21 protein-coding genes and 1 pseudogene are annotated in these 25190 nt (G+C 59.8%); 19 read left to right on the top strand and 3 right to left on the bottom strand.

Annotation, left to right across the window (positions count from 1 at the left end):
* Positions 1-70 precede the first annotated feature (70 nt).
* The 6 genes from ACQRAX_RS00465 (at position 71) to ACQRAX_RS00440 (ending at position 7514) form a co-directional block, all read left to right on the top strand.
* The gene (locus ACQRAX_RS00465) at positions 71-1417 is read left to right on the top strand and encodes a coproporphyrinogen III oxidase (protein ID WP_412037701.1); all 1347 of its coding nucleotides are present in this window, start codon (positions 71-73) and stop codon (positions 1415-1417) included.
* Positions 1404-2789: an oxygen-independent coproporphyrinogen III oxidase gene (gene hemN, locus ACQRAX_RS00460; RefSeq protein WP_412037702.1), complete on the top strand. Its 1386-nt coding sequence runs from the start codon at positions 1404-1406 to the stop codon at positions 2787-2789. Before ACQRAX_RS00465 ends, hemN begins: the two co-directional genes overlap by 14 nt.
* A gap of 98 nt (positions 2790-2887) precedes the next feature.
* The gene (locus ACQRAX_RS00455) at positions 2888-3682 is read left to right on the top strand and encodes a CbbQ/NirQ/NorQ/GpvN family protein (protein WP_412037703.1); all 795 of its coding nucleotides are present in this window, start codon (positions 2888-2890) and stop codon (positions 3680-3682) included.
* Between the two features lie 125 nt (positions 3683-3807).
* Positions 3808-4248 carry a c-type cytochrome gene (locus ACQRAX_RS00450; RefSeq protein WP_412037704.1) on the top strand — a complete coding sequence of 147 codons (441 nt, stop codon included), beginning with the start codon at positions 3808-3810 and terminating at the stop codon, positions 4246-4248.
* 3 nt (positions 4249-4251) lie between these two features.
* Positions 4252-5679: a cbb3-type cytochrome c oxidase subunit I gene (locus ACQRAX_RS00445; RefSeq protein WP_412037705.1), complete on the top strand. Its 1428-nt coding sequence runs from the start codon at positions 4252-4254 to the stop codon at positions 5677-5679.
* Complete coding sequence (locus ACQRAX_RS00440) at positions 5676-7514, top strand: nitric oxide reductase activation protein NorD (protein WP_412037706.1); 1839 nt, start codon at positions 5676-5678, stop codon at positions 7512-7514. The genes ACQRAX_RS00445 and ACQRAX_RS00440 overlap by 4 nt, the downstream gene beginning before the upstream one ends.
* Positions 7515-7516: 2 nt before the next feature.
* On the opposite strand, the gene ACQRAX_RS00435 is transcribed toward ACQRAX_RS00440, so the two are convergent.
* Positions 7517-7708 (bottom strand): protein DnrP, encoded by a 192-nt coding sequence (locus tag ACQRAX_RS00435; protein WP_412037707.1) that lies wholly within the window; start codon positions 7706-7708, stop codon positions 7517-7519.
* On the bottom strand, positions 7705-8388 hold the full coding sequence (locus ACQRAX_RS00430; RefSeq protein ID WP_412037708.1) for a Crp/Fnr family transcriptional regulator: 684 nt from the start codon (positions 8386-8388) through the stop codon (positions 7705-7707). Before ACQRAX_RS00430 ends, ACQRAX_RS00435 begins: the two co-directional genes overlap by 4 nt.
* Positions 8389-8755: 367 nt before the next feature.
* Between ACQRAX_RS00430 and ACQRAX_RS00425 the strand changes: the two genes are divergently transcribed.
* Positions 8756-9946 (top strand): NnrS family protein, encoded by a 1191-nt coding sequence (locus ACQRAX_RS00425; protein ID WP_412037709.1) that lies wholly within the window; start codon positions 8756-8758, stop codon positions 9944-9946.
* A 23-nt stretch (positions 9947-9969) separates the two neighbouring features.
* Positions 9970-10407 (top strand): CopD family copper resistance protein, encoded by a 438-nt coding sequence (locus ACQRAX_RS00420; protein WP_412037710.1) that lies wholly within the window; start codon positions 9970-9972, stop codon positions 10405-10407.
* 27 nt (positions 10408-10434) lie between these two features.
* Here ACQRAX_RS00420 and ACQRAX_RS00415 read toward each other — a convergent pair.
* Positions 10435-10887 (bottom strand): annotated as a pseudogene (locus tag ACQRAX_RS00415) (hemerythrin domain-containing protein); the annotation flags it as partial.
* Between the two features lie 165 nt (positions 10888-11052).
* Here ACQRAX_RS00415 and norR point away from each other — a divergent pair.
* The 11 genes from norR (at position 11053) to ACQRAX_RS00360 (ending at position 25176) form a co-directional block, all read left to right on the top strand.
* On the top strand, positions 11053-12582 hold the full coding sequence (gene norR, locus ACQRAX_RS00410) for a nitric oxide reductase transcriptional regulator NorR (protein WP_412037711.1): 1530 nt from the start codon (positions 11053-11055) through the stop codon (positions 12580-12582).
* An 82-nt stretch (positions 12583-12664) separates the two neighbouring features.
* Positions 12665-13312, top strand: coding sequence for a pyridoxamine 5'-phosphate oxidase (gene pdxH / locus ACQRAX_RS00405; protein ID WP_412037712.1), 648 nt, complete (start codon positions 12665-12667; stop codon positions 13310-13312).
* Between the two features lie 95 nt (positions 13313-13407).
* The gene (gene moaB / locus ACQRAX_RS00400) at positions 13408-13962 is read left to right on the top strand and encodes a molybdenum cofactor biosynthesis protein B (RefSeq protein WP_412037713.1); all 555 of its coding nucleotides are present in this window, start codon (positions 13408-13410) and stop codon (positions 13960-13962) included.
* Positions 13959-15194: a molybdopterin molybdotransferase MoeA gene (locus tag ACQRAX_RS00395; protein ID WP_412037714.1), complete on the top strand. Its 1236-nt coding sequence runs from the start codon at positions 13959-13961 to the stop codon at positions 15192-15194. The genes moaB and ACQRAX_RS00395 overlap by 4 nt, the downstream gene beginning before the upstream one ends.
* 133 nt (positions 15195-15327) lie before the next feature.
* Positions 15328-16323, top strand: a complete 996-nt coding sequence (gene ubiU, locus ACQRAX_RS00390; protein WP_412037715.1) for a ubiquinone anaerobic biosynthesis protein UbiU — start codon at positions 15328-15330, stop codon at positions 16321-16323.
* A gap of 11 nt (positions 16324-16334) precedes the next feature.
* On the top strand, positions 16335-17225 hold the full coding sequence (locus ACQRAX_RS00385; protein WP_412037716.1) for a U32 family peptidase: 891 nt from the start codon (positions 16335-16337) through the stop codon (positions 17223-17225).
* Entirely contained in the window at positions 17219-17689 is a 471-nt protein-coding gene (gene ubiT / locus ACQRAX_RS00380; protein WP_412037717.1) for a ubiquinone anaerobic biosynthesis accessory factor UbiT, read from the top strand. The genes ACQRAX_RS00385 and ubiT overlap by 7 nt, the downstream gene beginning before the upstream one ends.
* A gap of 206 nt (positions 17690-17895) precedes the next feature.
* A complete protein-coding gene (gene tssI, locus ACQRAX_RS00375; RefSeq protein WP_412037718.1) occupies positions 17896-19935 on the top strand; it encodes a type VI secretion system tip protein VgrG in 2040 nt (679 codons plus the stop codon).
* Positions 19920-20783, top strand: a complete 864-nt coding sequence (locus tag ACQRAX_RS00370; protein ID WP_412037719.1) for a DUF4123 domain-containing protein — start codon at positions 19920-19922, stop codon at positions 20781-20783. Before tssI ends, ACQRAX_RS00370 begins: the two co-directional genes overlap by 16 nt.
* Positions 20783-24169, top strand: a complete 3387-nt coding sequence (locus tag ACQRAX_RS00365) for a LysM peptidoglycan-binding domain-containing protein (protein WP_412037720.1) — start codon at positions 20783-20785, stop codon at positions 24167-24169. The genes ACQRAX_RS00370 and ACQRAX_RS00365 overlap by 1 nt, the downstream gene beginning before the upstream one ends.
* Positions 24166-25176 (top strand): tetratricopeptide repeat protein, encoded by a 1011-nt coding sequence (locus ACQRAX_RS00360; protein WP_412037721.1) that lies wholly within the window; start codon positions 24166-24168, stop codon positions 25174-25176. Before ACQRAX_RS00365 ends, ACQRAX_RS00360 begins: the two co-directional genes overlap by 4 nt.
* Positions 25177-25190: the final 14 nt, after the last annotated feature.

The following is a 25190-nucleotide window of genomic DNA, read 5'->3' as shown; positions in this document are numbered from 1 at the left end:
ATACAAATCAAGGCCTCGAGGCTGTTATCGGCAGACACTGAAACTCCGCAGCCCGTCTCGGAGCCCCGTCATGCTCGATGTCCTTCACGCTTGCAACGAGCAGGTCGTTCAACACGATCAAGGTGTGCTCGACCCCAACAGTTATGTCGATGTGCGCAAGTTCCATCGCGGCGTCGGCTCCCTGGACGTGTTGCGCGCTCTGCGCAGCAGCCGTCAGCATCAACGGCCGTTGTCGTTGAATGTTCAGGTGCCGGCCCGCCTGCGCGCAGCCGACGCGTCCATGGATGAGTACTTTCTTTGCCTGGCCAGAGAAATCGACCTGGTCGGCTGTCACCTGAGTACGCAACAGCGGGTTGAGCAGTTTCACTTGGGTGGTGCAACGCCTGAACCGATGTACTTGCACAAGCTGATGGCGCAATTGCGCAAGCGCTTCAATTTTCTCACTCATGAGAGCGGTGACTACAGCGTTGATGTCGTGCTGAACCAGACCAACTGGGCAACCATGGGTTTGCTGCGCGATCAGGGCTTTAACCATGTCAGTATCGGTGTGCCGGATATTGACGGCGACAGTGGCCAGTCGGTGGCCAGCTTCCAGAACCCGGCGCCGATTCATTCATTGATCGATGCTGCACGGACCTTCGACTACCGCTCGGTGAGTGTGGACCTGGGCTACGGCCACGCCTGGCAGACGCCAGAAAGTTTTACGCTGAAGCTGACCACCTTGATTGAACTGGAGCCTGATCGGCTGCGAGTGTTCGATTACGCCCAACCGCCGCGCCGCTATGCCCAGTTCGCCCAGCGCCAGGCCTGCAGCGAGCAAGACAAGGCCTTGATGCGGCGTATCTGCTTCGAAAAGCTGCTGGCAGCGGGGTACCAGCACATCGGCCTGGGGCAGTTTGTGCGCCCTGATGACGACTTGGCGATTGCCCAGGAGCGGGGCCGTCTGCGCCGCAATTGTCAGGGCTTTACTCGGCATGGCTACTGCGATCATGTTGGCTTTGGCCTTGGCGCGATCAGCCAGCTTGACGCGGTGTATGGGCAAAACACCGAGGTCCTTGGTGACTACCTCGAGCAGCTGCAACGCGGCCAGTTGGCCACGGCTCGCGGCTGGCGTGGCGAACACAGCGATCAACTCAGGCAGCGTGTGATGGAGCGCCTGGCCTGTGACCTGGAGCTGGATATTCTGGCCCTCGAGCGCCGCTACGGTCTGAGTTTCCAGCACTACTTCCCCGTCGCTTGGCGTCAGTTGCAGGCCATGAGCCGTGACGGGCTGGTTGAGCTCAATGAGCGCTTTATCAGCATACTGCCGGCCGGCCGTGCGCAGGTGGATAGCATCTGCCAGGTGTTTGAACAGGAGGTGAGCGGCACGGGTTTTACCTCCAATCATGAGTGGGTGGATCACGATGCCAGCGTTTAAATTCAACCGCGCCCTGGTCAAAAAGTACGATCGTCCGGGGCCGCGCTACACTTCCTATCCCACCGCACCACAGTTTCATCAGGCCTTTGCGCTGGACGACTACTTGCGCGCGGTGCAGGCCAGTAACCAGGCGCAGACGCCTAAACCGTTGTCGGCGTACATCCATATTCCTTTCTGTCAGAGCCTTTGTTACTACTGCGCTTGCAACAAGATCATCACCCGCAAAACTCATCGCGCGACCGAGTACCTGAGCTACCTCAAACGTGAAATTGCATTGCAGGGGGCGTTGTTTGATCGCCGCCGCAAGCTGACGCAGCTGCACCTGGGTGGCGGCACACCGACCTATTTGAGCGACGAGCAGTTGGCAGAGCTGATGGCCTGCCTGCACCAGGCATTCAACCTCGATGACAGCGATGATCATGAGTTTTCCATCGAAGTCGACCCGCGCACCGTTAGCACCGTCCAAGTACAGCGGCTGCGGGGGCTGGGTTTCAACCGCCTGAGCTTTGGCGTGCAGGACTTTGACCCGCAGGTACAAGCGGCGGTCAATCGACTGCAAAGCGAGGAGCAGATCTACGCGTTGGTCGCGGCGGCGCGCCAGGCGCAGTTCAAGTCGGTCAGCGTTGACTTGATCTATGGTCTGCCGCTGCAAACGGTAGACAGTTTCGATGTGACCCTGGGCAAAATCATTGCCCTGCGGCCAGACCGCATCGCCGCTTATAGCTATGCGCACCTGCCCGAGCAAGTGCGCGCACAGCGCATGATTCGCCCTGAAGACATGCCGCCGCCCGAGCGCAAGCTGGAATTACTGGAGTTGACTATCCGGCGGCTGACCGAAGCCGGTTATGTGTACATCGGCATGGATCATTTTGCCCTGCCGGACGATGAGCTGGCCCTGGCTCAAGCCAACGGCACCCTGCAGCGTAACTTTCAGGGCTACTCGACCCATGCCGATTGCGATCTGATCGGCTTGGGCGTGTCGGCCATCGGCAAGGTCGGCGATAGCTACAGCCAGAGCGTCAAACTTGTGTCGCAGTATTACGCATGGCTCGACCAAGGCCTGTTGCCCGTGCAGCGCGGCTACCGCCTGAATGCCGACGACCAATTGCGCCGCGACGTTATCAATGCACTGATGTGCCATGGCCGGGTCGACTTCGGCGCGTTCGAAGCGGCTCATGGCATCTGTTTTACAGACTATTTCGCCGACGCCCTGGGGCAGTTGAGCGAGCAGGTCGATGACCAGCTGTTGCTGCTGGACCAGGACGCATTGCAGTTACTGCCTCAAGGGCATCTACTGATGCGCAGTACGGCTATGGCCTTTGATGCTTATCTCGGGGGCGGACAGAAGGGGCAGTTCTCGCGTACCGTCTGAGCGCTTGATGGTGATCAAGTTTGCCGGCCACGGCGTTTGCCAGGGGTGCAGCGGGCTCGTAGCGTGGTTGTTCAACCCGCTGTTTAGCCAGGTACGTCATGGACCTCACAGAACCCCGAAACGAGCCCTTCTATCAACCGCAAGACAACGAACAGGCGCTGTTCGAACACGCCTGGCGCCAGCGTATGCCTGTGCTGATCAAAGGTCCCACCGGTTGCGGCAAGACCCGCTTTGTCCAGCACATGGCCCATCGCCTGAAACTGCCGTTACATACCGTGGCCTGTCACGATGACTTGAGCGCCGCCGACCTCATCGGGCGTCACTTGATCGGCGCCCAAGGCACCTGGTGGCAAGACGGGCCGCTGACCCGCGCGGTGCGCGAGGGCGGCATCTGTTACCTCGACGAAGTGGTCGAGGCCCGTCAGGACACCGTGGTGGTTTTGCACCCATTGGCCGATGACCGCCGCGAGCTGTTCCTCGAACGCACCGGCGAAGTGCTGCAGGCGCCACCCACCTTCATGCTGGTGGTGTCTTACAACCCCGGTTACCAGAACCTGCTCAAGGGCATGAAACCCAGCACCCGCCAGCGCTTCGTGGCCATGCGCTTCGACTACCCGCCAGCAGCCGAGGAGGAGCGTATTGTGCGCCGCGAAGCGGGGGTAGATGGCGCCTTGGCCAGCCAGGTGGTCAAGCTGGGGCAGGCGCTGCGCCGTCTCGATCAGCATGATCTGGAGGAAGTGGCCTCGACCCGCCTGCTGATATTCACCGCACGCATGATCGGCGCCGGCATGAGCCCGCAAGAGGCGTGTCTGGCATGCCTGGCCGAACCGTTGAGTGATGATCCGCTGACCGTGGCGGCGCTGATGGACGTGGTCGCTGTCCACTTTGGCTGAGCCTCAGCCACGGCCGCTGGTGCGCTAATACCCGAGTGAAACCATCGGCATTTCTTGATTGCCATCAAGCAGGTTTCAGCCCCGTGCTTTCTATCATGGCCAGGCCAAGCCATGAGGACACGAGCATGTCAGAGACCTTCACCAAAGGCATGGCCAGGAACATCTATTTCGGGGGAAGTGTGTTCTTTTTCCTGATCTTCCTGGCCTTGACCTACCACACCGAACAAACCTTTCCCGAGCGCAGCAACGCTGCGCAACTGAGCGAATCAGTGATTCGTGGCAAGACCGTCTGGGAGCAGAACAACTGCATCGGCTGCCACACGCTGCTGGGCGAGGGCGCCTACTTTGCGCCTGAGCTGGGCAACGTGTTCAAGCGTCGTGGCGGCGAGGAGGGCTTTAAACCCTTCATGCATGCCTGGATGAAGATGCAGCCGTTGGGCGTCCCCGGACGTCGTGCCATGCCGCAGTTCAACCTGACCGAGCAGGAAGTCGACGACATCGCAGAGTTCCTTAAATGGAGCTCGAACATCAACACCAATGGCTGGCCGCCAAACCAGGAGGGCTAAGTGATGAGCGTTGCCAATCCACATCTGAAATTCGCTTCGCAGGCTGTCGCCAAACCTTATTTTGTCTTTGCCCTGATCCTGTTTCTCGGTCAGGTGCTGTTCGGTTTGATCATGGGCCTGCAGTACGTGGTCGGGGATTTCCTGTTTCCGCTCATTCCCTTCAACGTGGCGCGCATGGTCCACACCAACCTGTTGATTGTCTGGCTGCTGTTCGGCTTTATGGGTGCAGCGTATTACCTGGTGCCGGAGGAGGCGGATCGTGAACTGCACAGCCCCAAACTGGCGATCCTGTTGTTCTGGGTATTCGCCGCAGCCGGGGTGCTGACCATTCTCGGTTACCTGCTGGTGCCGTATGCGGGCCTGGCCAGGATGACGCATAACGAGTTGCTGCCGACCATGGGCCGCGAGTTTCTCGAACAGCCGACCATCACCAAGCTTGGCATTGTGATCGTCTGCCTGGGCTTTCTCTACAACATCGGCATGACCCTGCTCAAGGGCCGCAAGACTACGGTCAGCATGGTGATGATGACCGGCCTGATTGGTCTGGCGGTGTTCTTCCTGTTTTCCTTCTACAACCCCGGCAACCTCGCCCGTGACAAGTTCTATTGGTGGTGGGTGGTGCACCTGTGGGTCGAAGGCGTGTGGGAGCTGATCATGGGCTCGATGCTGGCTTTCGTGCTGATCAAGGTCACCGGGGTTGACCGTGAAGTGGTGGAGAAATGGCTGTATGTGATCATTGCCATGGCGCTGATCACCGGGATCATCGGCACCGGTCACCATTTTTTCTGGATTGGTGCGCCCGAGGTCTGGCTGTGGGTCGGTTCGATCTTCTCGGCACTGGAACCGCTGCCGTTCCTGGCCATGGTGATGTTCGCCTTCAGCATGGTCAAAAACCGTCGTCGTCAACACCCGAATCGCGCCGCCACACTGTGGGCCAAGGGCACAACGGTCACGGCGTTCTTCGGCGCGGGCGTATGGGGGTTTCTGCACACCCTGGCGCCGGTGAATTTCTACACCCATGGCACGCAACTCACTGCAGCCCACGGCCACCTGGCGTTCTATGGTGCCTACGCGATGATTGTCATGACCTTGATTAGCTATGCCATGCCGCGGTTGCGCGGGCTTGGCGAGGTAGCCGATGAGCGTTCACAGACCCTGGAGGTCTGGGGCTTCTGGTTGATGACCCTGTCGATGGTGATGATCACCTTGCTGCTGACGGCTGCCGGAGTGGTGCAGGTGCTACTGCAACGCTGGGCCGAGGACGGCACGGCCCTGCCGTTCATGTCCACCACCGAGCACTTGCGTGGGCTGTTCTGGGCGCGCCTGGTCAGCGGCGTGGGCTTTCTTGCCGGGTTGCTGTGTTACCTGCTGAGTTTTCGTCAGCGCAGTCGTGCTGCCTTGCGCGCTCCTGCTCGAGTCGTGCCCTCATGACCCTTAGCGTTGAGCTGGAAGAATGGATCGGTAGCCTGTGGCATCGTTTCATTACGCGCCGGGCGAGCGTGGATTTTCCTGAGGCGCGGGTCGAGCTGGCGTCACGCCAGCGCGCCCTGGCGCTGTTGTTCAGGGCCACGGGTGGTGCGCTCAACATGGGCGTGGAAGCCGTCAGCGAGCGCGCGTTGCTGGTGCGCCGTAGTGTGCTGCAGCAAATCGCCGGGACCTGCAAACAAGTGCCACTGGCGTGGTGTGACGCCCAGAACCTGCGTTTGCCGGCGAGCCTGGCGATATTCCCCGAGGCGTCGCTGAATGAGGAACTCTATCGCTGGCTGGCCTTGCTGGCGGCGCAGTCCGGGCCGATGCGCCACTGGGGGCGGGACAACCAGCGCTGGACGCGCTATCTGTTGCAGCGCTATCCGGGTATGGCGAATCGATACCAGCGGTTGCTCGCTGCGCACCTGCAACTGCGCCCGGACCCCGCCACGCTGTCTCCGGCGGAGGCCGCCTTGGAGCGCGCCTTGCGTCAGGCCCTGCGAGAACCGGGCAGTGTAGAGCACTTTCCGCGCTGCGAGCGGGCAGCCTGGCCGGTGCCGCTATGGTTGTATCCGCCGCTGTATCTGGGTGGTGCGACAACGGCGGACCTTGAAGACCTCAACAGCGATCTGCCGGCGGCTGGCGGTGAGCAGCAGGGCGGGCGCAAACGCGCCACGCGTACTGATGACAGTCCTGTCACCGGCGGTTTGCTGGTGGTGCGCCTGGAGAACCTGTTCAGTTGGACAGAGCATGTCGAGCTCGATCGCTGGGAGGACGACAGCCAAGACCCGGACGCGGCGAAAGTTGCCGAAGACCTCGATCACTTGACCTTGTCGCGTACCCGTATTCGCAAGGGCGGCGGCCTGAAGTTGCACCTGGACCTGCCACCGGCCGACATCGACGACATTCCGCTGGGTGCAGGCATCAAATTACCCGAATGGGACTACCGCCAAGGGCGCCTGCAGGACAACTTCGTCAACCTGCAGCTGTTCGAGCCCCGGGACTGCACCCCGCAGCTGTTGCCAGCGCGTTTGCAACCGGCGGCGCGACGTCTGCGTCGGCAGTTCGAGCAGTTGCGCCATGAGCGCCAATGGTTGCGTCAGCAGCCACAGGGCAGTGAACTGGATCTGCAGGCCTGGCTGGACTTTCATGTCCAGCGTGTTAATGGCCAGGGCGCCGAGCGTGGTCTGTTCATGGAGCGACGCCATACCCATCGAGACCTGGCCTGCCTGTTGCTGGCCGATGTGTCGATGTCCACCGATGCTCACCTCAACGATGAACACCGGGTGATCGAGGTGATCCGCGACAGCCTGTTGCTGTTTGGCGAAACCCTCTCGACACTGGGTGATGACTTTGCCTTGTACGGGTTTTCTTCACTGCGTCGCCAGCAAGTGCGCCTACAGGAACTCAAGACTTTCGCCCAGCGTTACGACGACAGCACGCGCGGTAAGATTCAGGGGCTGACGCCGGGTTACTACACGCGCATGGGCGCCGCGATTCGCCAGGCTACGCGCCTGCTAAGTAGCAGCAAACGGCGGCGCAAGCTGTTGCTGCTGCTGACCGACGGCAAGCCCAATGACCTGGATTTGTATGAAGGGCGCTATGGCGTCGAAGACACCCGCGAGGCGGTGCACGAAGCGCGGCGGCAGGGGCTGATCCCGTTCTGTATTACCATCGACCGCAAGGCTGCTGACTACTTGCCGTACATGTTCGGCAGCAATGGCTACAGCCTGATTCGCCAGCCTGACCAGTTGCCGCTGCGCCTGCCGCAACTGTATCGCCAGCTGACCCAGCTTTGAGCCTAACGGGGTAACCAGACCACCATCACCACGCAGAACAGCGTCAGGCCAATGCAGAACCACAGAAAGCGCAGTTGACGGCGTGCGCCAGCTAGCGCCGCGGTGGCCGGCAGCGGCATGCCGCATTGCTCGCAGGTGCTGGCCTGAGCCGGATTGGTGTGCTCGCAGTACAAGCAGTCGGGGAGGGCATTCATTCGAACTGCTCCAGCCGTGGGCGATCAAGAATGACGATATGGCGACCGTCCTGAGTGATGATCTGCTCATCGATCAGGCGACGGATAATCCGTGAGAACGTCTCTGGTTGAATCGACAGATGGCCGGCAATCAATTGCTTGGCCATCGGTAGTTCGAACTGATGCGCTACAGGTTGCGCCCGCATCAATTGCGTCAACAGGTAGCGCACCACGCGGTGAGTGGCGTTCTTCAGGGACAGGGTTTCGATTTCATTGACCCGTTGATGCAGGCGCACACACAGCTTGCCGAGCAGGGCGAATGTCAGCCGGCTGTTGCTCTGTAGCAAGCGCATGTAGGTGCTGGTGGCCAGGCGATACAATTGCGACGGCGCTATGGCCTCGGCCGAAGCAACATAGTTGGGGGTGTCCATCAACATCATTGCTTCGGCGAAGGTTTGCCGCGGGCCAACCACCTCGAAGACTTTCTCCTGGCCATCCGGGGTCAGTCGATAGATTTTCACCGCGCCGGCAATCACGAAATAGAACGCCTCGGCTGGCTCGCCTTGGTCAAACAGTGGCTCGCCCTTGTCGAGGTTGAGCAACTGACTACTGGCGAGCAACTCATCGAGCTGCTCATCGTTCAACGGCTCGAACAGGTGGTGGCTGCGCAGAATCTGGTGATGGACGCGGTGACGCACCATGGCGATTTATCCTGAGAGGGTTGATAGGAGACACCTTGAACCCTTGAGCAAGAGCCGGGCCAGGCCAACAAAGCCCGTCCTGACTGCAGTTTTTCTAATTGAGGGTATTAATCACCCTAACGTTTAGGGTTATTAATACCGTTGATGGGTTGTTTCTACCCTGAAACTACGCCATAACCCTGCGGACCATCAGCAAACACAGTGAGGGCACGACCCTTGCACTAGCGTGTTAACAGCGATTGGCAGCTTACGCCGCCCCCCACCGTGCGCCTTGACGTGCGACAAGGCGATGGCTGGCAAATCACAGATGATGGCGCCGGGATTCAACTTCGTTGAGACGACACCGGCTCAAGGTAAGGAGTGGCTTATGCAAGTTCTTGATCGCCGTAAGGCAATGGCCATCGTGCCGTTGCTGCGCTTGGCGTTTCGGCCGTTTTTCCTCGCCGGTTGTGGCTTGGCATTGTTGGCGGTGCCCGTATGGCTGGCGGCCTTGAATGGCTCGTTGGGCGACTGGCAGCCGGCCGGTGGCTGGTTGGCCTGGCACCGTCATGAACTGTTGTTCGGCTTTAGCCTGGCGATTATCGCCGGCTTTCTGCTCACCGCCGTGCAGACCTGGACCGGCCAGCCGGGGCTCAGTGGCAGGCCACTGGCTGGTTTGGCGTTGCTTTGGCTGGCCGGACGAGTAGCGTGGTTGGTCAATCTGCCCTGGCCCTTGCTGGCGCTCCTGGAACTGGCCTTTCCGTTGCTGGTCGCGCTGCTGATGGGCCGTACCCTGTGGCGCGTACGGCAGAAACGCAACTATCCGGTGGTGATGGTGCTGTTGTTGCTGGCAGCGGTGGATGGGCTGGCGGTGTATGGCCTGGTCCAGGGCAATGACGGCTGGCAGCGTCAGGGCGTGCTCGGTGGTATCTGGTTGGTGGCGGCAATGATGGGCCTGATCGGCGGACGAGTGATTCCATTTTTCACTCAGCGGGGGCTGGGTCGGGTCGAGGCGGTGGCGCCCTGGCCTTGGCTCGACTGGCTGATACTGGCTGCCTCTGCGCTGGTGGCGCTGCTCTATGCTGGCGGACCGGCGCTGAGCCCCAGCGTCTGGATCGGCGTGCTGTTTGCCGCCCTGGCGGTCGGCCATTGTCTGCGTCTATGGCGCTGGCATGATCGTGGCCTCTGGCAGGTGCCGTTGCTGTGGTCGCTGCACCTGGCCTACGCCTGGTTGGCACTGGCGTGTCTGGGCATGGCCTTGTGGCATTTCGGTGTGCCGCTCAACTCCAGCCTGGCGGTGCATTGCCTGACCATCGGAGCCATGGCCGGGCTGATTCTGGCGATGATCACGCGGGTCAGCCTGGGCCACACCGGTCGCCCCTTGCAACCCCCAGCAGGCATGGCCCTGGCGTTTGTCCTGCTCAATCTGGCGGGTGTCTGCCGGGTGGTGTTGGTGCACTGGCTGCCGCTGGCCGGATTGTGGTTGGCAGGGCTGTGCTGGTTGCTGGCGTTTGCCCTGTACGCCTGGCAATACACACCGATGCTGCTACGCGCCCGGGTGGATGGCCATCCAGGTTAGGCGTTTGGCGAAGGAGAGGATGAATGCTCTACCCGTACCTGCTGGTCGTTCATTTACTGGCGGCGATCGCCTTCATCGGCACACTGTTTTTCGAAGTGGTGATCTGGCAGACCGTGCGCCGGCAGTTGCCGACCAGCGCTCAGCCACCGGCTGACCAGGCGCTGTCCGTGCGTTCGCGCAAAGTGCTGCATGCTGTGGTGCTGCTGTTGTACGGCGCGGGCATCGGCCTTGCCTGGCACCATCGTGCGGCCTTGAGGCACCCGCTGGACAGCAGCTTTGCCAGCTTGCTGAGCCTGAAGATCGTGTTGGCGCTGAGTATCATCGGTCATTACTTGCTGCTGGCTTACTGGCTGCAACGGGGGCGTTTGAACGAACAGCGGGCGCGGTGGATTCGCTGGAGCATTCTGGGGCACATGCTGGTGATCGTGATGCTGGCCAAAGGGATGTTCTATTGGCATTGATTGATCACCCGCATGTGCCGGTAACGGTTAGCTGAACAACACCTCGTTTTCCAGCTGAATATGTTCCACCAGGTCGTCGTGAAACACCTGCAGGCCTTGATACAGGGCGCGCCAGGTGTTGCAGGCATCGGCAGGTGGGGTAAAGGTGTCGGTCAGCGCCAGCAAGGTTTGCAGCGCTTGGCCGTGTTCATCATGTTCAAGGCGCATCACCCGGATCGGCGCCGCAGCATGCTGGCCCAGGCCTTGTTGAAGCAGTGGAAACAGCACGTGTTCTTCCTTGCACATATGGCTTTCCAGTTCCTGCTGCATGGCCTGCAGATGCTCGGCCAGGCCATTGGGGCACTGGCGATGCGTGCTGTGGACCTGCTCTACGCGCCGCGCCTGGTTAATCAGCTCGGGCAGCTGTTCACGGTGACGTTGGTGGTAGCGCCAGAGGATATGCGCAATCAGTTCGGCTGCGGGCGCAGTGCGCCAGTCGTGTGCTTGGCTCATCAAGGTTCCTTGGTGGTATTACACAGTTCCCTGAGGCCATTGCAGCGTCTGTGCCATTTTTAACTGATTGAAATCAATCACGTTATTTTTTTTGGTGGTGATAATCACCCTAATGCGTCAGGGTAGATGCAACCACACAGGGTGATTATTACCATGCTGCGAGAAAGCCTGGCCGCCGACCTGATTGTCGAGTTACCCAACGCCGTGCGCTTGCAACGCCTGGTACAAACCCTGCGCGAATACTTCAATTGTGGTGCGGTCGGTTTGTTGCGTCTGGAACAGGACAGCCTGCGCCCCGTGGCGGCCGTTGGCCTGGTGCATGAAGCCCTCGGGCGGCGTTTTGTGATTGCCCAGCATCCGCGCCTGGCGGCGATCATGGCTTCTCGCGAGCCTACCTGGTTCGAGCCCGACAGCCGCCTGCCCGACCCTTATGACGGCCTGCTCGACACCGCGCTCCATGAGCCGCTGGCAGTGCATGACTGTATGGGGGTGAGCCTGTACGTCGAAGGGCAGGCCTGGGGCGCGGTGACCCTTGATGCGCTGCAAACCGGCACCTTTGACGACGCTGCACGCGAGGAACTCAAGCGCTGCACCCTGCAGATCGAGGCGGCGTTGCGGGTTACTCGTCTTGAGCAGGAAAACCGCAGCCTGCGCCTGTCGCGTAGCGATGTGCCGGAATTGCGCATGCCCGGGCAGGAAGGCGAGATTCTCGGTCAAAGCGCCGTCATGCATCAGTTGCTCAATGAACTGGATGTGCTGGCCGATTCGGAACTGCCGGTGTTGCTGCTGGGGGAGACAGGGGTGGGCAAGGAGCTGTTCGCGCGGCGCCTGCACCGCCTGTCGCGGCGCAGCCATAAGCCCTTGGTACAGGTCAATTGCGCCGCCTTGCCGGAGTCGTTGGCCGAAAGCGAGTTGTTCGGTCACGTCAAAGGGGCCTTTTCCGGTGCCGGCAGTGATCGGGCCGGACGCTTCGACGCGGCCAACGGCGGCACCTTGTTTCTTGATGAAGTCGGCGAGCTGCCGCTGAGCGTGCAGGCCAAGTTGTTGCGCACCCTGCAAAACGGGGAAATACAGCGCCTGGGGGCGGATAAGCCGTTGCATGTAGATGTGCGCATTATCGCCGCCACCAACCGGCAGTTGCCAGACAGCATTCGCCAAGGGCTGTTTCGCGCCGATCTCTATCATCGTCTGTCGGTCTACCCACTGCCGATTCCGCCGCTGCGCGAACGGGGTAATGATGTGCTGATGCTCGCCGGGCGCTTTCTCGAACTCAATCGCAGCCGCTTGGGCCTACGTGGCCTGCGCCTGTCAGCCGCAGCCGAGCGCGCATTGTTGGCCTATCACTGGCCGGGCAACGTGCGTGAGCTGGAACATGTGATCAGCCGCGCCGCGCTCAAACAGCTCAGTCGCGGTGACAGCCGCAACTTGATTTTCACCCTGGAGCCGCAAGTGCTCGACCTGGACAGTGGTCAAGCGGCGGAACTGGCGGCAACACCCGCGGCAGCGTCCGCCTCGCAAGGGGTGTCGACTGCACCGCTGAGTGAGGCAGTCGATGCTTGCCAACGCCAGGCCATCGTCAATGCATTAGAGGTATGCGGCAACAACTGGGCCAGCGCGGCGCGCCTGCTGCAGGTCGATCCAAGTAACTTGCACAAGCTCGCCAAGCGCTTGCGCCTGAAGTAAGTGCCGGGTGTTGATGGCGGTCAAGGTGTACCGCTGGCACAGCCAACAGACTGTGCACTCCCTTTCCCCGGAGATCATCGCCATGCCCCTGTCCCTGGCTCAGATGCGCCGCAATTACACCCTCGGTGGTCTGCAAGAAGAGGCCGCGCCGCAGGATCCGTTGCAGATGTTTTACCAGTGGTTGCAGCAGGCCCGCGAAACCGAAAGCGCACCGGTGGAAGCCAACAGCATGCACTTGGCGACGGTCGACCGTCAGGGTCGACCCCATGGCCGCGTACTGTTGCTCAAGGGTGTCAGTGACGTCGGGTTTACTTTTTTCGGTAATTACCAGAGCGCCAAGGGTCAGGAGCTGGAGGCCAATCCTTGGGCGGCAATGACCTTCTTCTGGCCGGGCCTGGAGCGTCAGGTACGCATTGAAGGGCAGGTGCGGCGACTTGAGCCACAGCTCAGCGATGAATACTTCGAAAGCCGCCCATTGGCCAGTCGTCTGGGCGCCTGGGCGTCGCCGCAAAGCCAGGTGCTGGCCGATCGTGCAGCCCTGGAAGCGTTGCTTGCGCAAACCATCCGGCGTTTTGTCGATCAACCACTGCAGCGCCCTGAGCACTGGGGCGGTTACTGCCTGCAACCAGAACGCATGGAGTTCTGGCAGGGGCGCGCCGACCGTCTGCATGATCGCCTGGATTATCGGTTGGAGGACGGAAAGTGGACGCGTAGTCGACTGGCGCCATAAGCGGCGTGTCCGGTCGAGGTACCTCCATGGAGGAATAGGTTCGCCTGCGGTTTCGGTTCAGGCTTGGGCCGATCCCATTCATGGAGGGTCCGCACATGGCCCATCTGGCGCAACGCACCTTTGAACCGCTGAACATTGCTGTCCTGACCATCAGCGATACCCGCAGCTTTGACACCGACACCTCGGGACAAACCCTTTGTGATTTGCTCCAGGCCGCCGGCCATACCTTGATCGACCGCGACCTGGTCAAGGATGACATCTACCAGATCCGCGCCACGCTTTCGCGCTGGATCGCCGACCCTAACGTCCAGGTGGTGGTGACCACCGGTGGTACCGGATTCACTGCGCGTGACAATACGCCGCAAGCCGTGCTGCCGTTGCTGGACAAGCATGTCGAAGGCTTTGGTGAATTGTTCCGCCAGGTGTCGTTGGCGGAGATCGGCATGTCCAGCTTGCAGTCGCGGGCGCTGGCCGGCATGAGCAATGGTGTACTGGTCTGCTGTGTGCCTGGCTCCCCCGGGGCCTGCCGTACGGCCTGGAACCAGATCCTCCTCGGGCAACTGGACAGTCGTACCGGCCCGTGCAATTTCGCTCCGCACCTGAAGGTGCAGACACAGCAGAGGATCGAGGCCTGCGGAGAGCGCACATGACTGGCAAGGTGTGTGACAGCGGCAAGTTGATGCCAGTTGATCAGGCCATCAGCCATTTACTCGAACAGGCGCCGCCGCCTCCGGCGCAGCAAACCGTGTTGCTGGAACAGGCTCTGGGCCGGGTGCTGGCGGTCGATATTCATTCACCACGCGACCTGCCAGGCTGGGACAACAGCGCCATGGATGGCTTTGCCTTACGCGCGGCTGATCTGCCGGCAGTCGGTGGTTGCCTGATCCTGGCAGGGCGAATCGCTGCAGGGCAGGCGGCCAATACACCGTTGCCGGCCGAACAGGCCGTGCGCATCTTTACTGGAGCGCCGTTACCGCCCGGTGCCGATACCGTGGTGCCTCAGGAACTGTGCAGGGTCGAGGGCGATCAGGTCTGGTTACCGGCGGTGAGCCTCGGTGATCATGTACGCAAGGCCGGCGAGGAGGTACGCCAGGGGCAACTGTTGCTCGAGGCCGGCAAGCGCCTGCGTGCCCAGGAACTGGGCTTGCTGGCCGCTGCCGGGGTCTGCTGGGTCGAAGTCCATCGCCCGCTGCGGGTGTGCCTGCTCAGCAGTGGCGATGAACTGCGCGAGCCGGGCCAACTCTTGGCCCCTGGGCAGATCTACAACAGCAATCGCTTTTGCCTGTCGGCACTGCTCCAGGGCTGGGGTGTTGAGGTGCATGACTACGGGGTGATGGCCGACGATCTCGCCGCCAGTTGCCAGGCCTTGAGCCTGGCCGCCGCAGAGTGCGACCTGATCTTGACCTCCGGCGGCGTCTCAGTGGGTGAGGAAGATCACCTCAAAAGCGCTATAGAAAGCCTGGGCAGCCTGCGCCTCTGGCGTCTGGCCATTCAGCCGGGCAAGCCATTGGCCTTTGGCAATGTGGCCGGCAAACCGTGGATCGGTATGCCCGGTAATCCGGCGGCGGCGTTGATCACGGCCCTGGTCGTGGTCCGGCCATTTTTGCTCAGGTCTCAGGGTGTGCGGGATGTCTTGCCGCGGCCGCTGGCGATGCCGGCAGGCTTTGACTGGTTGCAGCGCAACAAGCGCCGCCAGTACTTACGTGCCCGGCTGACATCCCAAGACAGCGCGTCGGCCTGCATTCAACTACACCCGCAGCAAAGCTCGGCCATGCTCTCGGCAGCCTGTTGGGCCGATGGCCTGGCGGTGGTGGAGTGCGAGCAGCAGGTGCACAAGCACGACAGTGTGACCTTTCTGTCGTTCGCCGAACTCATGCAATGACCGGCCTTGACTGTCGTCAAGGCCGGCGCGGGTGGTCTGGCTAGACTGGCTGCGCATTTTCGATTGCAACCGGGCCTGCTCGCGTTACGCATCGCAGGCGGGGTCGAGACAAGGTCTTTCATGAGGAATACCCATGCAACTGGTCTGTCCCGCAGGAAACCTGCCTGCGCTCAAAGCGGCGGTGCGCCAAGGCGCCGATGCCGTCTACGTCGGCTTTCGCGATGACACCAATGCCCGGCACTTCGCCGGCCTGAACATGGACGACAAGCAGTTCGATGCTGCGGTCGCTCATATCCGTCAACATCAACGCAAACTCTATGTTGCGGTCAACACCTACCCGCAACCGCAGGGCTGGGAGCGTTGGCAACGAGCGGTGGACCGTGCCGCCGACCATGGCGTCGATGCTTTGATCGCCGCCGACCCCGGCGTGTTGGCCTACGCCAGCCAGCGTCATCCGCAACTGACCCTGCACCTGTCGGTGCAGGGTTCGGCGACCAATGCCAGCGCCCTGGCGTTCTACGCCCAGCACTACAATATTCGTCGCGCGGTATTGCCACGGGTGCTGTCGCTGGCCCAGGTGCGCCAGGTCGCGGCCCACAGCACTGTGCCCATCGAAGTCTTCGCCTTTGGCAGTTTGTGCATCATGGCTGAAGGGCGTTGCCACTTGTCTTCCTACATCACCGGCGAGTCGCCGAATCTGTGCGGCGTCTGTTCACCCGCCAAGGCGGTGCGTTGGTCCGAAGACGCTGAAGGCTTGAGTGCGCGCCTGAGCGAGGTATTGATCGATCGATACCGCGACGATGAGCCAGCCGGTTACCCGACCTTGTGCAAGGGCCGCTTTCTGGTCGGCGGCAAACGCTTTCATGCCCTGGAAGAGCCTACCAGCCTAGACACCCTCGACCTGTTGCCTGAGCTGGCGGCGATGGGCGTGGAAGCAGTGAAAATCGAAGGACGTCAGCGCAGCCCGGCGTACGTCGAGCAGGTCACCCAGGTGTGGCGTGCGGCCCTGGATGCCCACCACCTGGCGCCTGAGCGCTTCGCCGTCAAAGACCAGTGGCGCCAGGTACTGGCGGGCCTTTCAGAAGGCAGCCAGACCACATTGGGCGCCTATCATCGATCATGGCAATGAGGGACCTGAACATGAAACTCAGCCTGGGACCGGTCCTGTATTACTGGGACAAGGAGCAAGTGGGGCGCTTTTATTCCGAGATGGCCAGCTTGCCTCTGGATGTGATTTATCTGGGTGAAACCGTCTGCTCGAAGCGCCGGGCAATGAACCTCGATCATTGGCTTGGCTTGGGCCGCGAGCTGCAGCAGTGCAGCCAGGCGCAGATCGTACTGTCGAGCCTGACCCTGGTCGAAGCCGCCTCCGAGCTCTCCAGCCTGCGGCGGTTGTGCGACAACGGTGAGTTGCTGGTGGAGGCCAACGACATGGGCGCAGTGCAGTTCATGGCGGAGCGCAAACTGCCCTTTGTCGGCGGCCCGGCGCTCAATCTGTACAACGGTCATGCCTTGGCCCAGCTGCAGGACTGCGGTCTGGTTCGCTGGGTGCCGCCGGTGGAGTGCTCGGCGGCACTGATCCGCTCGATCCTTGATCAGGTTCAGGCGTTGGGGCGTGAAGTGCCGGAGGTCGAAGTCTTTGCCTACGGGCACCTGCCACTGGCGTATTCGGCGCGCTGCTTTACCGCCCGGGCAGAAAACCGGCCCAAGGACGATTGCCAATTCTGTTGCCTGAACTACCCCGATGGCCTGGCCTTGAGCAGCCAGGAGGGGCAACCGCTGTTCACTCTCAATGGCATTCAGACAATGTCGGCTGAGGTCACTAACCTGTTGGCTGATTACTCCGGCCTGGCCGCCAGCGGCGCGAACCTGTTGCGCTTGAGTCCTCGTGCCCAAGGCATGGCCGCCGTCATCGAGGCCTTCCAGCGGGTGCGCCAGGGTGAGGCGCCACCGGTACACGTAGAGGGCTGTAACGGCTATTGGCACGGTCAGGCGGGCATGTTGCGCGTTGAGGAGGTAGGCCTGTGCTGAACCGCAAACAATGGCTGCTGCGCGGCGCTGATCGCGTTTTGCCGCTGATTCGTCGTGTGCCCTTCGTGGTCCAACGTGTGGCCTTGCAGCAGGCGCTCAATCGCTGTCTGGCCGAGCCTATCAAGGACGGTGAGTTTGATTTGCTGCGTGGGCGCTGGCTATGCCTGCGCATTCCTGACTTGAACCTGACCTGGTACCTGACGCGTAGCCTGTACGGCTTGCAGATTGCCGAGCGGGCCAACGCTGATGTCACCATTCGCGGCAACTGGCGCGAGTTTCTGCTATTGGCCAGCCGTCAGGAAGACCCCGACACCTTGTTCTTCCGGCGGCGGCTGGTGATTGAAGGCGATACCGAGCTGGGGCTGACCCTGAAGAACCTCATCGACAGCCTCGATCCTGAAGTATTGCCGGTGTGGTTGTGGCGCAATCTGGAGCGGGCAGGGAAGGGCTTGGCGACAGGGTAGGGGCGGGGTTCTCGCCGTGATAATAAGCAACTAACTTCTGAAGAGCCGTGTCCAGAGAATCTCAGATTGGGTCCAATTGTGAATTCGTAAGCGTTTAGGAACGGTCCTACATCAATTTTTTGTATTCCTTATTAAGGTGTTCGCCGGTATGGCATTTCCCCGTCAGGGCATTGCTTTGCTAGCGTTCACTGCTTAAGGATAAGTCTATGGTCACGGCGGCCAACAGTACCCATTTCGAGTTATTGATCCCCACGGTTCGCAACGACTTCAAAGTGCTGGCTTTCGACGGTACTGAAACCCTCAGTTGCCTGTATGCGATCAAGGTCGAACTGGTCAGCGAATACCCTGACTTCGACCTGGAAAGCCTGCTCGGTCAGCTGGCATTCTTGCGCTTTGGCTTGCAGGGTGAAGGGCTGCATGGGCATATCGAAGATGTTCTGGTCGGCGAATCCGGCAGGCGCCTGACCCGCTATCAGCTGACCTTGGTGCCCGCGCTGCACTACTTGCAATTCAGCTACAACCAGCGGATTTTCCAGCAACTGACGGTGCCGCAGATCGTTGCCCAGGTGCTCAAGGGCCATGGCATTCAGGCCGATGCTTTTGTCTTTCATGTCCGCACCAGCCCTGAACGTGAATACTGCGCTCAATATTTTGAAAGCGACTACGAGCTGATCCTGCGGCTGTGCAGTGAGGACGGGATTGCCTGGCACCACCAGCACAGCCCGGACGGCCATCGGCTGGTGTTCACCGACGACCAGACGTTTTTCCCCAAGCTTGGCGCCACGCCGTATCAGCAAGGCAGTGGTCTGGTGGCGGACCACCCGGTCATCAGCCAGTTCACCCGGCGCTTCAGCACCCGCACCAGCACGGTCACGCGCCGCGGCTATGACTTCCAGCGGCCAAGCCTGCTGCTGGAGAGCCAGTTCACCGCCGAGTTCAGCCCGGAGCTTGAGGACTACCGCTACCCGTTGTCGATGGACACCGAGAGCCTTGGCAGACAACGCGCCCGCCAGGCCCTGGAGCGGCACCGCTGTGACTACCAGTTGGCCGAAGGTCAAAGCGACCAACCGTTTTTGCGCAGCGGCCACTTCTTCGACCTGACCGAGCACCCGCGTAAAGACTGCAACGACTTGTGGCTCTTGCTCAGCGTCACCCATGAAGGTAAACAGCCGCAGGTGCTTGAGGAGTCAGTCCGCAGCGACAGCCAACCCGAAGGCGGCTTCAGCCAAGGCTATCGCAACAGCTTCAGCGCCATTCCCTGGGACGTGTTCTATCGGCCGCCGCTGGTCACCCGCAACGCCGAGCTGGTCAGCCAGACGGCGCGGGTTACCGGGCCAGCAGGGGAAGACATCTACTGCGATGAATACGGGCGGGTCAAAGTCGAATTTCACTGGGACCGTGCCGAGCTGAACAGTGACAAGAGCAGTTGCTGGCTACGGGTAGCGTCCAGTTGGGCTGGACAGGGTTTTGGCGCGGTGACCCTTCCGCGCATCGGCATGGAAGTGGTGGTGACCTACCTGGAGGGTAATCCCGACCAGCCGTTGATTACCGGTTGCGTGCCCAACAAGCTCACCCCGCAGCCTTACCCGTTGCCCGCGAACAAAACCAAGACCGTGCTGCGCAGCCGTAGCTCGCCTGACAGCGGTGGCTACAACGAGCTGTCGATTGAGGACCGCAAAGGCCAGGAGTTGATCTACCTGCGCGCCCAGCGCGACCTGGAGCAAAAGATCGAGAATGACAGCTGCCTGGAAGTCGGTAACGAGCGGCGGGAAACCATCAAGGGCAACAGCATTGCGGTACTGGAAGCTGAAGAGCAGCGCACCGTGAGCGCGGACCGCAAGGTCGAACTCAAGGCCAACGACTACTTGCAGGTCGCCAGCAGCAGCCATACCCGCATCGGACAAACGCTGGCAGTTGAAGCGGGCCAGCAACTGCACATCAAAGCGGGTGCCCATGTGATTCTCGATGCCAGCGCCAGCATCACCTTGAAAGGCGGCGGCCAGCACATCGTCATCGGTCCCGGCGGCATTTTCAGCAGTAGCGAAATTCAAATCGGTGGTGCACCCACTGTGGGAACCGCAGCTGCTCCGGTATTACCCGGCATGCTCGAAGGGCTGTCATCACCCGAGGCGCTGCCGCCGGGTATTGCGCTATACGGCCCCATCCAGCCCGGTATCCACAAACTCTGTGGCAAGCAAAGTAATGGCGCCTGTAGTCGAGGAGACTGCGCATGCAAGAAGGACTGATCGATTTCATCAACCAACCTCGGCAGAACACATTAGCGGCAACTTCACAGCCGCTGCATTTCATTCTTGACCAGGTGCTGTATCCCGATCTGTTAAAAGAGCTCACCGCACGTCATGTGCACGCATTCGACTACCTGCTCATCGGTACTGACTTTGCCTCGCAGGCGAGTGCAGGGCCGATCTGGCTCAGCGTGCAATCGGATAGCGCCATAGCCCAGTGGTGTGAGCAGCTTTGCCAGCACCACCATGCCGGCATAGCGATTGCGGCGACCAACAGTGAATTGGCACTAAAGCACGCGCGTTGGCTACTGAAAGTCAATGACGGCTCCGGCGGTCAAAGTTTGGTGACCTACTATCAGCCCGCCTTGTGCGCAGCCCTGCTGGGGACGCCCCAGCCTTTGTCAATGAACCTGTTGCTGGGCCCTTGGTCAACGGTGTACGTACCCTCTACCCGCCATATCCATGGCCTGTCGCCGGGCTGGCTGAGTTGGCAAGCAGCACGTTCTTCCCCAGCGCCGACAAGCACCTTCTTCACCTTGTCACCTCGCACCGAGCCGGTCTACGTCACGCTGCGTTGGGTGTATTGGCTAGACCAGCAGTACGCTGCCTTTAACCAGCCGGATGTCGCAAAACTCCCCCCATTAATCGACAACCTGAACCTGGCGCTCCAGCACCAGATCTACGAAAGCGCTCATCTACTGCAGTTAGCCGAGGTGCTGGCGCGCACTGACCTTGCCACTCAACCCGCCGCCATGGCCATTCTACGCGGTGCTGATCAAGCTTTTGACAAGGTTGAACAACTGCGGGTGCTGCATGGTTTGCCTGGATCGAGGAAGAAACAACGCTAATGGAAGTGATCAATTACACCGTCAAAGCAGGCGATACGTTAAATGAAATTTCCCAGCAGTATGGTTGTAGCGTTGCGCAGCTGCGGCAGCTGAACCCCTTCATTGTCAATATCATCGAACCGGGATGGAACCTCAGCGTTCCTATTCACAGCAGTGAAACCGTGCGCGCAACACCTCCAGCCACAACCTACGCCGAGCCGGAAAACCTGCCTGCGCCACCGCCGACCACCACGCGCCTCGAGCTGGATCCACAGACCAAACCCAAACCCTCCGCCAGCATTTGTTTTGCCCCACAGGAAAAGCTCGCCTGCTCTTCGGTGTACGCCGAGATCATTTACGCAACCGACGAGAAGTCGTTCTGGTTACTGTCGGCTGAGGCGGCCGGCGCACTCAAGGAAGCCGCCAGCCAGCTGGATGAACTGATTGCCCCAGGCCAGAGCGCACAGGAGCGTCAGCAGGGCCTGTATGCCTGCGATTTGCTGGACTATTTTCTGGAACCCAAACTGGCCAATTTCCTGGAGGGTGAGCAACAGGCGCGAATGCTCGCAATCGAGGCAGAGGAACCCCTCATTGCTGACCCTCGTTATGCCATGGAGGTCAGGACAGCGGCTGAAGACAAACAGCGCGAAATCGCCGCCAAAAGCGCGGGGCCCGTTGATCCATACTCGCGTGACAAAGCGAGCGAAGACAACAAGCGGATGCTGGAGAACCATAAAAAATACCAGGCGCTGATGGTGCTTCACCAGGAATGGAAACACCTGGCCAACATTGCCCAAGCGCAAGCTAAACGTCAGGGATACGTGATCGAAGGCGGCGCACTGTTTACCCCTGAAGCCCTCAAGGCCCGCGACATTGTTCAGGTTTACCTGAGCGAGCGCGCCAAGCTGCTGGACGACAAAGGGCAACTCAGCACCTTCTCAATCGATGAAGTGGCCAGGGTGCTGCAAGCCGCCAGCGAGTATCGAAATCGCCTGGAGAGCTGCTTGCTCCAGTGTGAAGCAGAGCTGGTGAGCTACTACGCCATGTACACCCAGGAGGCGGCAAAATTCGCCTATCCGAAGTACCTCGATGCCATTCTCAACGCAGCCGATTATGGCATTGCACTGCCAGAGTTGGCGTTGTGCCAAGGTGCGGATCTTGAAGCGGGGGTGCAAGCGCTAAAGGCCTACCTGGCGCTGCAACTGCAACAAACCGAAATCAAGCAGCGTCTGTTCGACAAGTACGAAACCTGGATCAAGGCCAGCGGTGAAAACACCAAGGCACCTGACAGTCTGGTGGCAGGCGAACGTACGCTCTGGGTTGATCTGCAAACCCAGTTGGAAGCAACCCGCCAGCTGGCGCAAAGCAATGTCTCATCGACCGTGCCCCGGCGCCATCTGCTGTGGGAACCCGAGCAATTTATGCCCACTCCGGTAGAGCGCTTGGTCAAACCAGACTTCCCGCTGCGAGAAATCAGCTGGCCAGCCAGCAGTTCTGCGGTGCGCCATATCAGCTTGACGCTACTCAAGTCGCTAAAGGAGCACAGCACCGTCAAATGGGGGGCAAACAGTGCTGGAAAATCCGCAAAGGATCAGGCCCACAGCGACTTTCATGAGTGGCTCACCTCCATGGGGGCAGTGCCGGTTGCCGACCAAGGTGCGTGGTTCGACAACGAAGGCGGTTTTGATGTCGAGCAGTTCCACCGCCAACTGACCGAACAAGGCTACGAAGTCAAAACCTTGGCCAGTGCCGATCAGCGCTCCGCCTGGGGTGAGCAACTGCGTCAGATGCTGTTCATGGCCGGGGCTCAGCGCGATCTGCGCTTATTTGACAGCAGCCCGCAGGCCCAACTGATTCGCTGCCTGACTCCAAAAAGTGCCAACGTGCAACAAACCGTCAGTGCCAGCAGCAGCTTGTCCCCTAACGGCATTGAAGCCTCGGCACAGGTGCAGGTTGAGGTCAACCTGGCCAAGGGTGAAATCGAACTGTTCAAGCTTGACTGGCCTAAGCGCAGCGCGGCCCGGGACATCAAGGTTCAGTATCAGCGCTACGATGGCCAAGGCGTTGGCGAGATGAATGTCGGGCGCTTCTCCTTCAACCTCAGCGCGCATGCCTGGGGCTTTGCCGGCGCAGCCATCCTGGCCTCTAGCACTATCACTCTGACGCCCAGCAATACCCGCTATGGCGCAGGACTCAGCGCCTTGCAAGACGCCCAGGCACCGGCAGCGGTCCTCTCGGCAGCGCACACCCAAAAAAGCGCAGCGGCACTCACCGGCGTTGCGGCTAACGTGCAGATCGACGATGGCGCCACTGCCGCCTTTAACCTGTTTGCCGGCGTGCAGGCGGGTATTCGCCTGACCGGGGCGTTGAACTGGGCGCCGCCTGCAGACCTGGTTGCACTGCGCAGCGTTTCGTTGCCATCAACGCCCTCACAGCACGCCCAGTACATGGGTAGTCAGTGGCTGAGCCTGGCCCGGCTGGAAGGCGAACTCGCTGGTGCGGCTGGTGTCGGTGCGTCCGCGGAGTTCAGCTTATCGGCCGATAAGGGTCGACTGATTCTGCGCATCAAAGCCGCCTTGATCTTTGGCCCTGGCGCCAAGGGTGCGTTTGCCTTTGAGGTGGGGTACGACGCCGTCTATGAACTGTTGAACCTGTTTCGACGCGAACTGCACAAAAACCACGGCCAGCCACTGGACTGGGTGGATGGCAGTGCGGTGGACCTGTTCAGCAAAATGAACTTGCTCGGCCTGGCGGGCCTCGATCCAGGCATGCTCTACCTGATGGGGTTCGACAAGATAGCTGAGCTCTGTGAGGCACTTACTTCCGCTGGCAAGGGTGGACCGATCGCGCACACCATCATGAACTACGGCTATCCCGCTGAGTTGGAGCAATGGACCGTGGAGGCGATTCCGGAAGCCTTGGGGCCAATGTTGATGACGTTGATTAGTGAGGCGAAAGCGTTTGATGTTATTTCTTATGAAATCGATCTTGTAACAGATGTGTGGATAGAGGTTAAAACTCATTACACCGAATCACAGGCTTGGATGCTTCAGCAGAGAGCAATTAACCGGCTATTGGATTGGATCGTTATTAATGCACAGAAAAAAGGCAATCTATCCACCGCTCAACTGCAGTTTGAAGAAGCGTGTATGCGAATGAGCCGCTTTGGCAGCAAATCGGAAACCCCAGGCCAGTCGTATTGTACAAATAGGTTAAAAATGGACAACTTCATGGCCGAAGGCGTAGAGAGGCTACATGACCATCTGGCCGATGAGATTCGTGCCGAATATCGGGTCAGTTCTGCGTTGCTCGGCGCGGGAAAAGATAATTACTGTGAGCGCCGCGGATATTACGGTAGAGATTATATTCCAGGTGGCATTGCGAAATACACAGGAGCAGGACAATGATAGGTTCCCAGGGCTTTAAATATCTATCACTCGTTACGCTACTTGGGGTTTTTGCAATTTTTTCAGTATCTTCATTTGCGGCATTGTCGCCGGCTCAGCAGGCGGCGAAAGAGCGCGGCATAATGCTGTACAATCAATATAAACCCGCCGAAAAGGAGTTGCGTATTGCCGCTGAAGCCGGAGACGCAGAGGCGCAGTTTTATTTGGGCGAAGACCTTCGCCATAAAAATCGTTACATGACAGCAGAAGCCAGAAATTTTCTTGAGGCCTCTGCGAGTCAAGGCAACTTGTATGCGATGATTCGTCTGGGCAATAGCGGCAGTGGGCTGTGCAATATATTAGGAAATTGCCCGGCAGGTTTTAAAAGCCAAGAAGGTTGGCTTCGGGAAGCGTTAAAAATATCAAAAGAGCAAGCGGCACAAGGAGATCCTGAAGGGCTGTATATACTCTATAAAGTAACAGGGGACTTTGACTCATTGATAAAATCCGCTGAAGCAGGATTCCCATTTGCTCAGTATTGGTTGGCAAGAAGATACCATAACGGCGATGGTTTTTTTTGGCTACCTTGGCGACGCAGCCAGGAAATTGAGCGCTGGTACAAAGCTGCCGCTGAAAATGGCCACCCAGAAGCCATGGTTAGGTACGCCGTTATCATTTATGAAAACCAAGGCGACATGGCGGTGGTGCGTTACTGGATTGAAGAAGCGGCAAAAACAGGTTATCAAAATGGTGTAGGTCACTTGGCCTCTGAATATGCGCACTTGCGAACCTATTTTGATTTTCCGCTCGACTTAGTCAAAGCTTATGGCTTGACGTCATTATTATTAGTGCTTGATGGTGGCGGAGACACATTAAGATTTACAGAAAGACATCTTGTCAAAATATCCGCCCAAATGACCCCCGAACAAATCGAACAAGGTAAAGCCTTCGCACTGGAATGGCAGGCCGCCAACCCACGACCTATTTCATTCTTCCCTATGATGCTTGACCCGTTGGATTCGTTTTGATTGTTATAGGTTAT

The organism is Pseudomonas sp. UM16, assembly GCF_050312595.1.
Taxonomy (GTDB): Bacteria; Pseudomonadota; Gammaproteobacteria; order Pseudomonadales; family Pseudomonadaceae; genus Aquipseudomonas.
The sequence above is the reverse complement of the archived record's forward strand: the minus strand, read 5'-3'. Positions and strand labels throughout refer to the sequence as shown.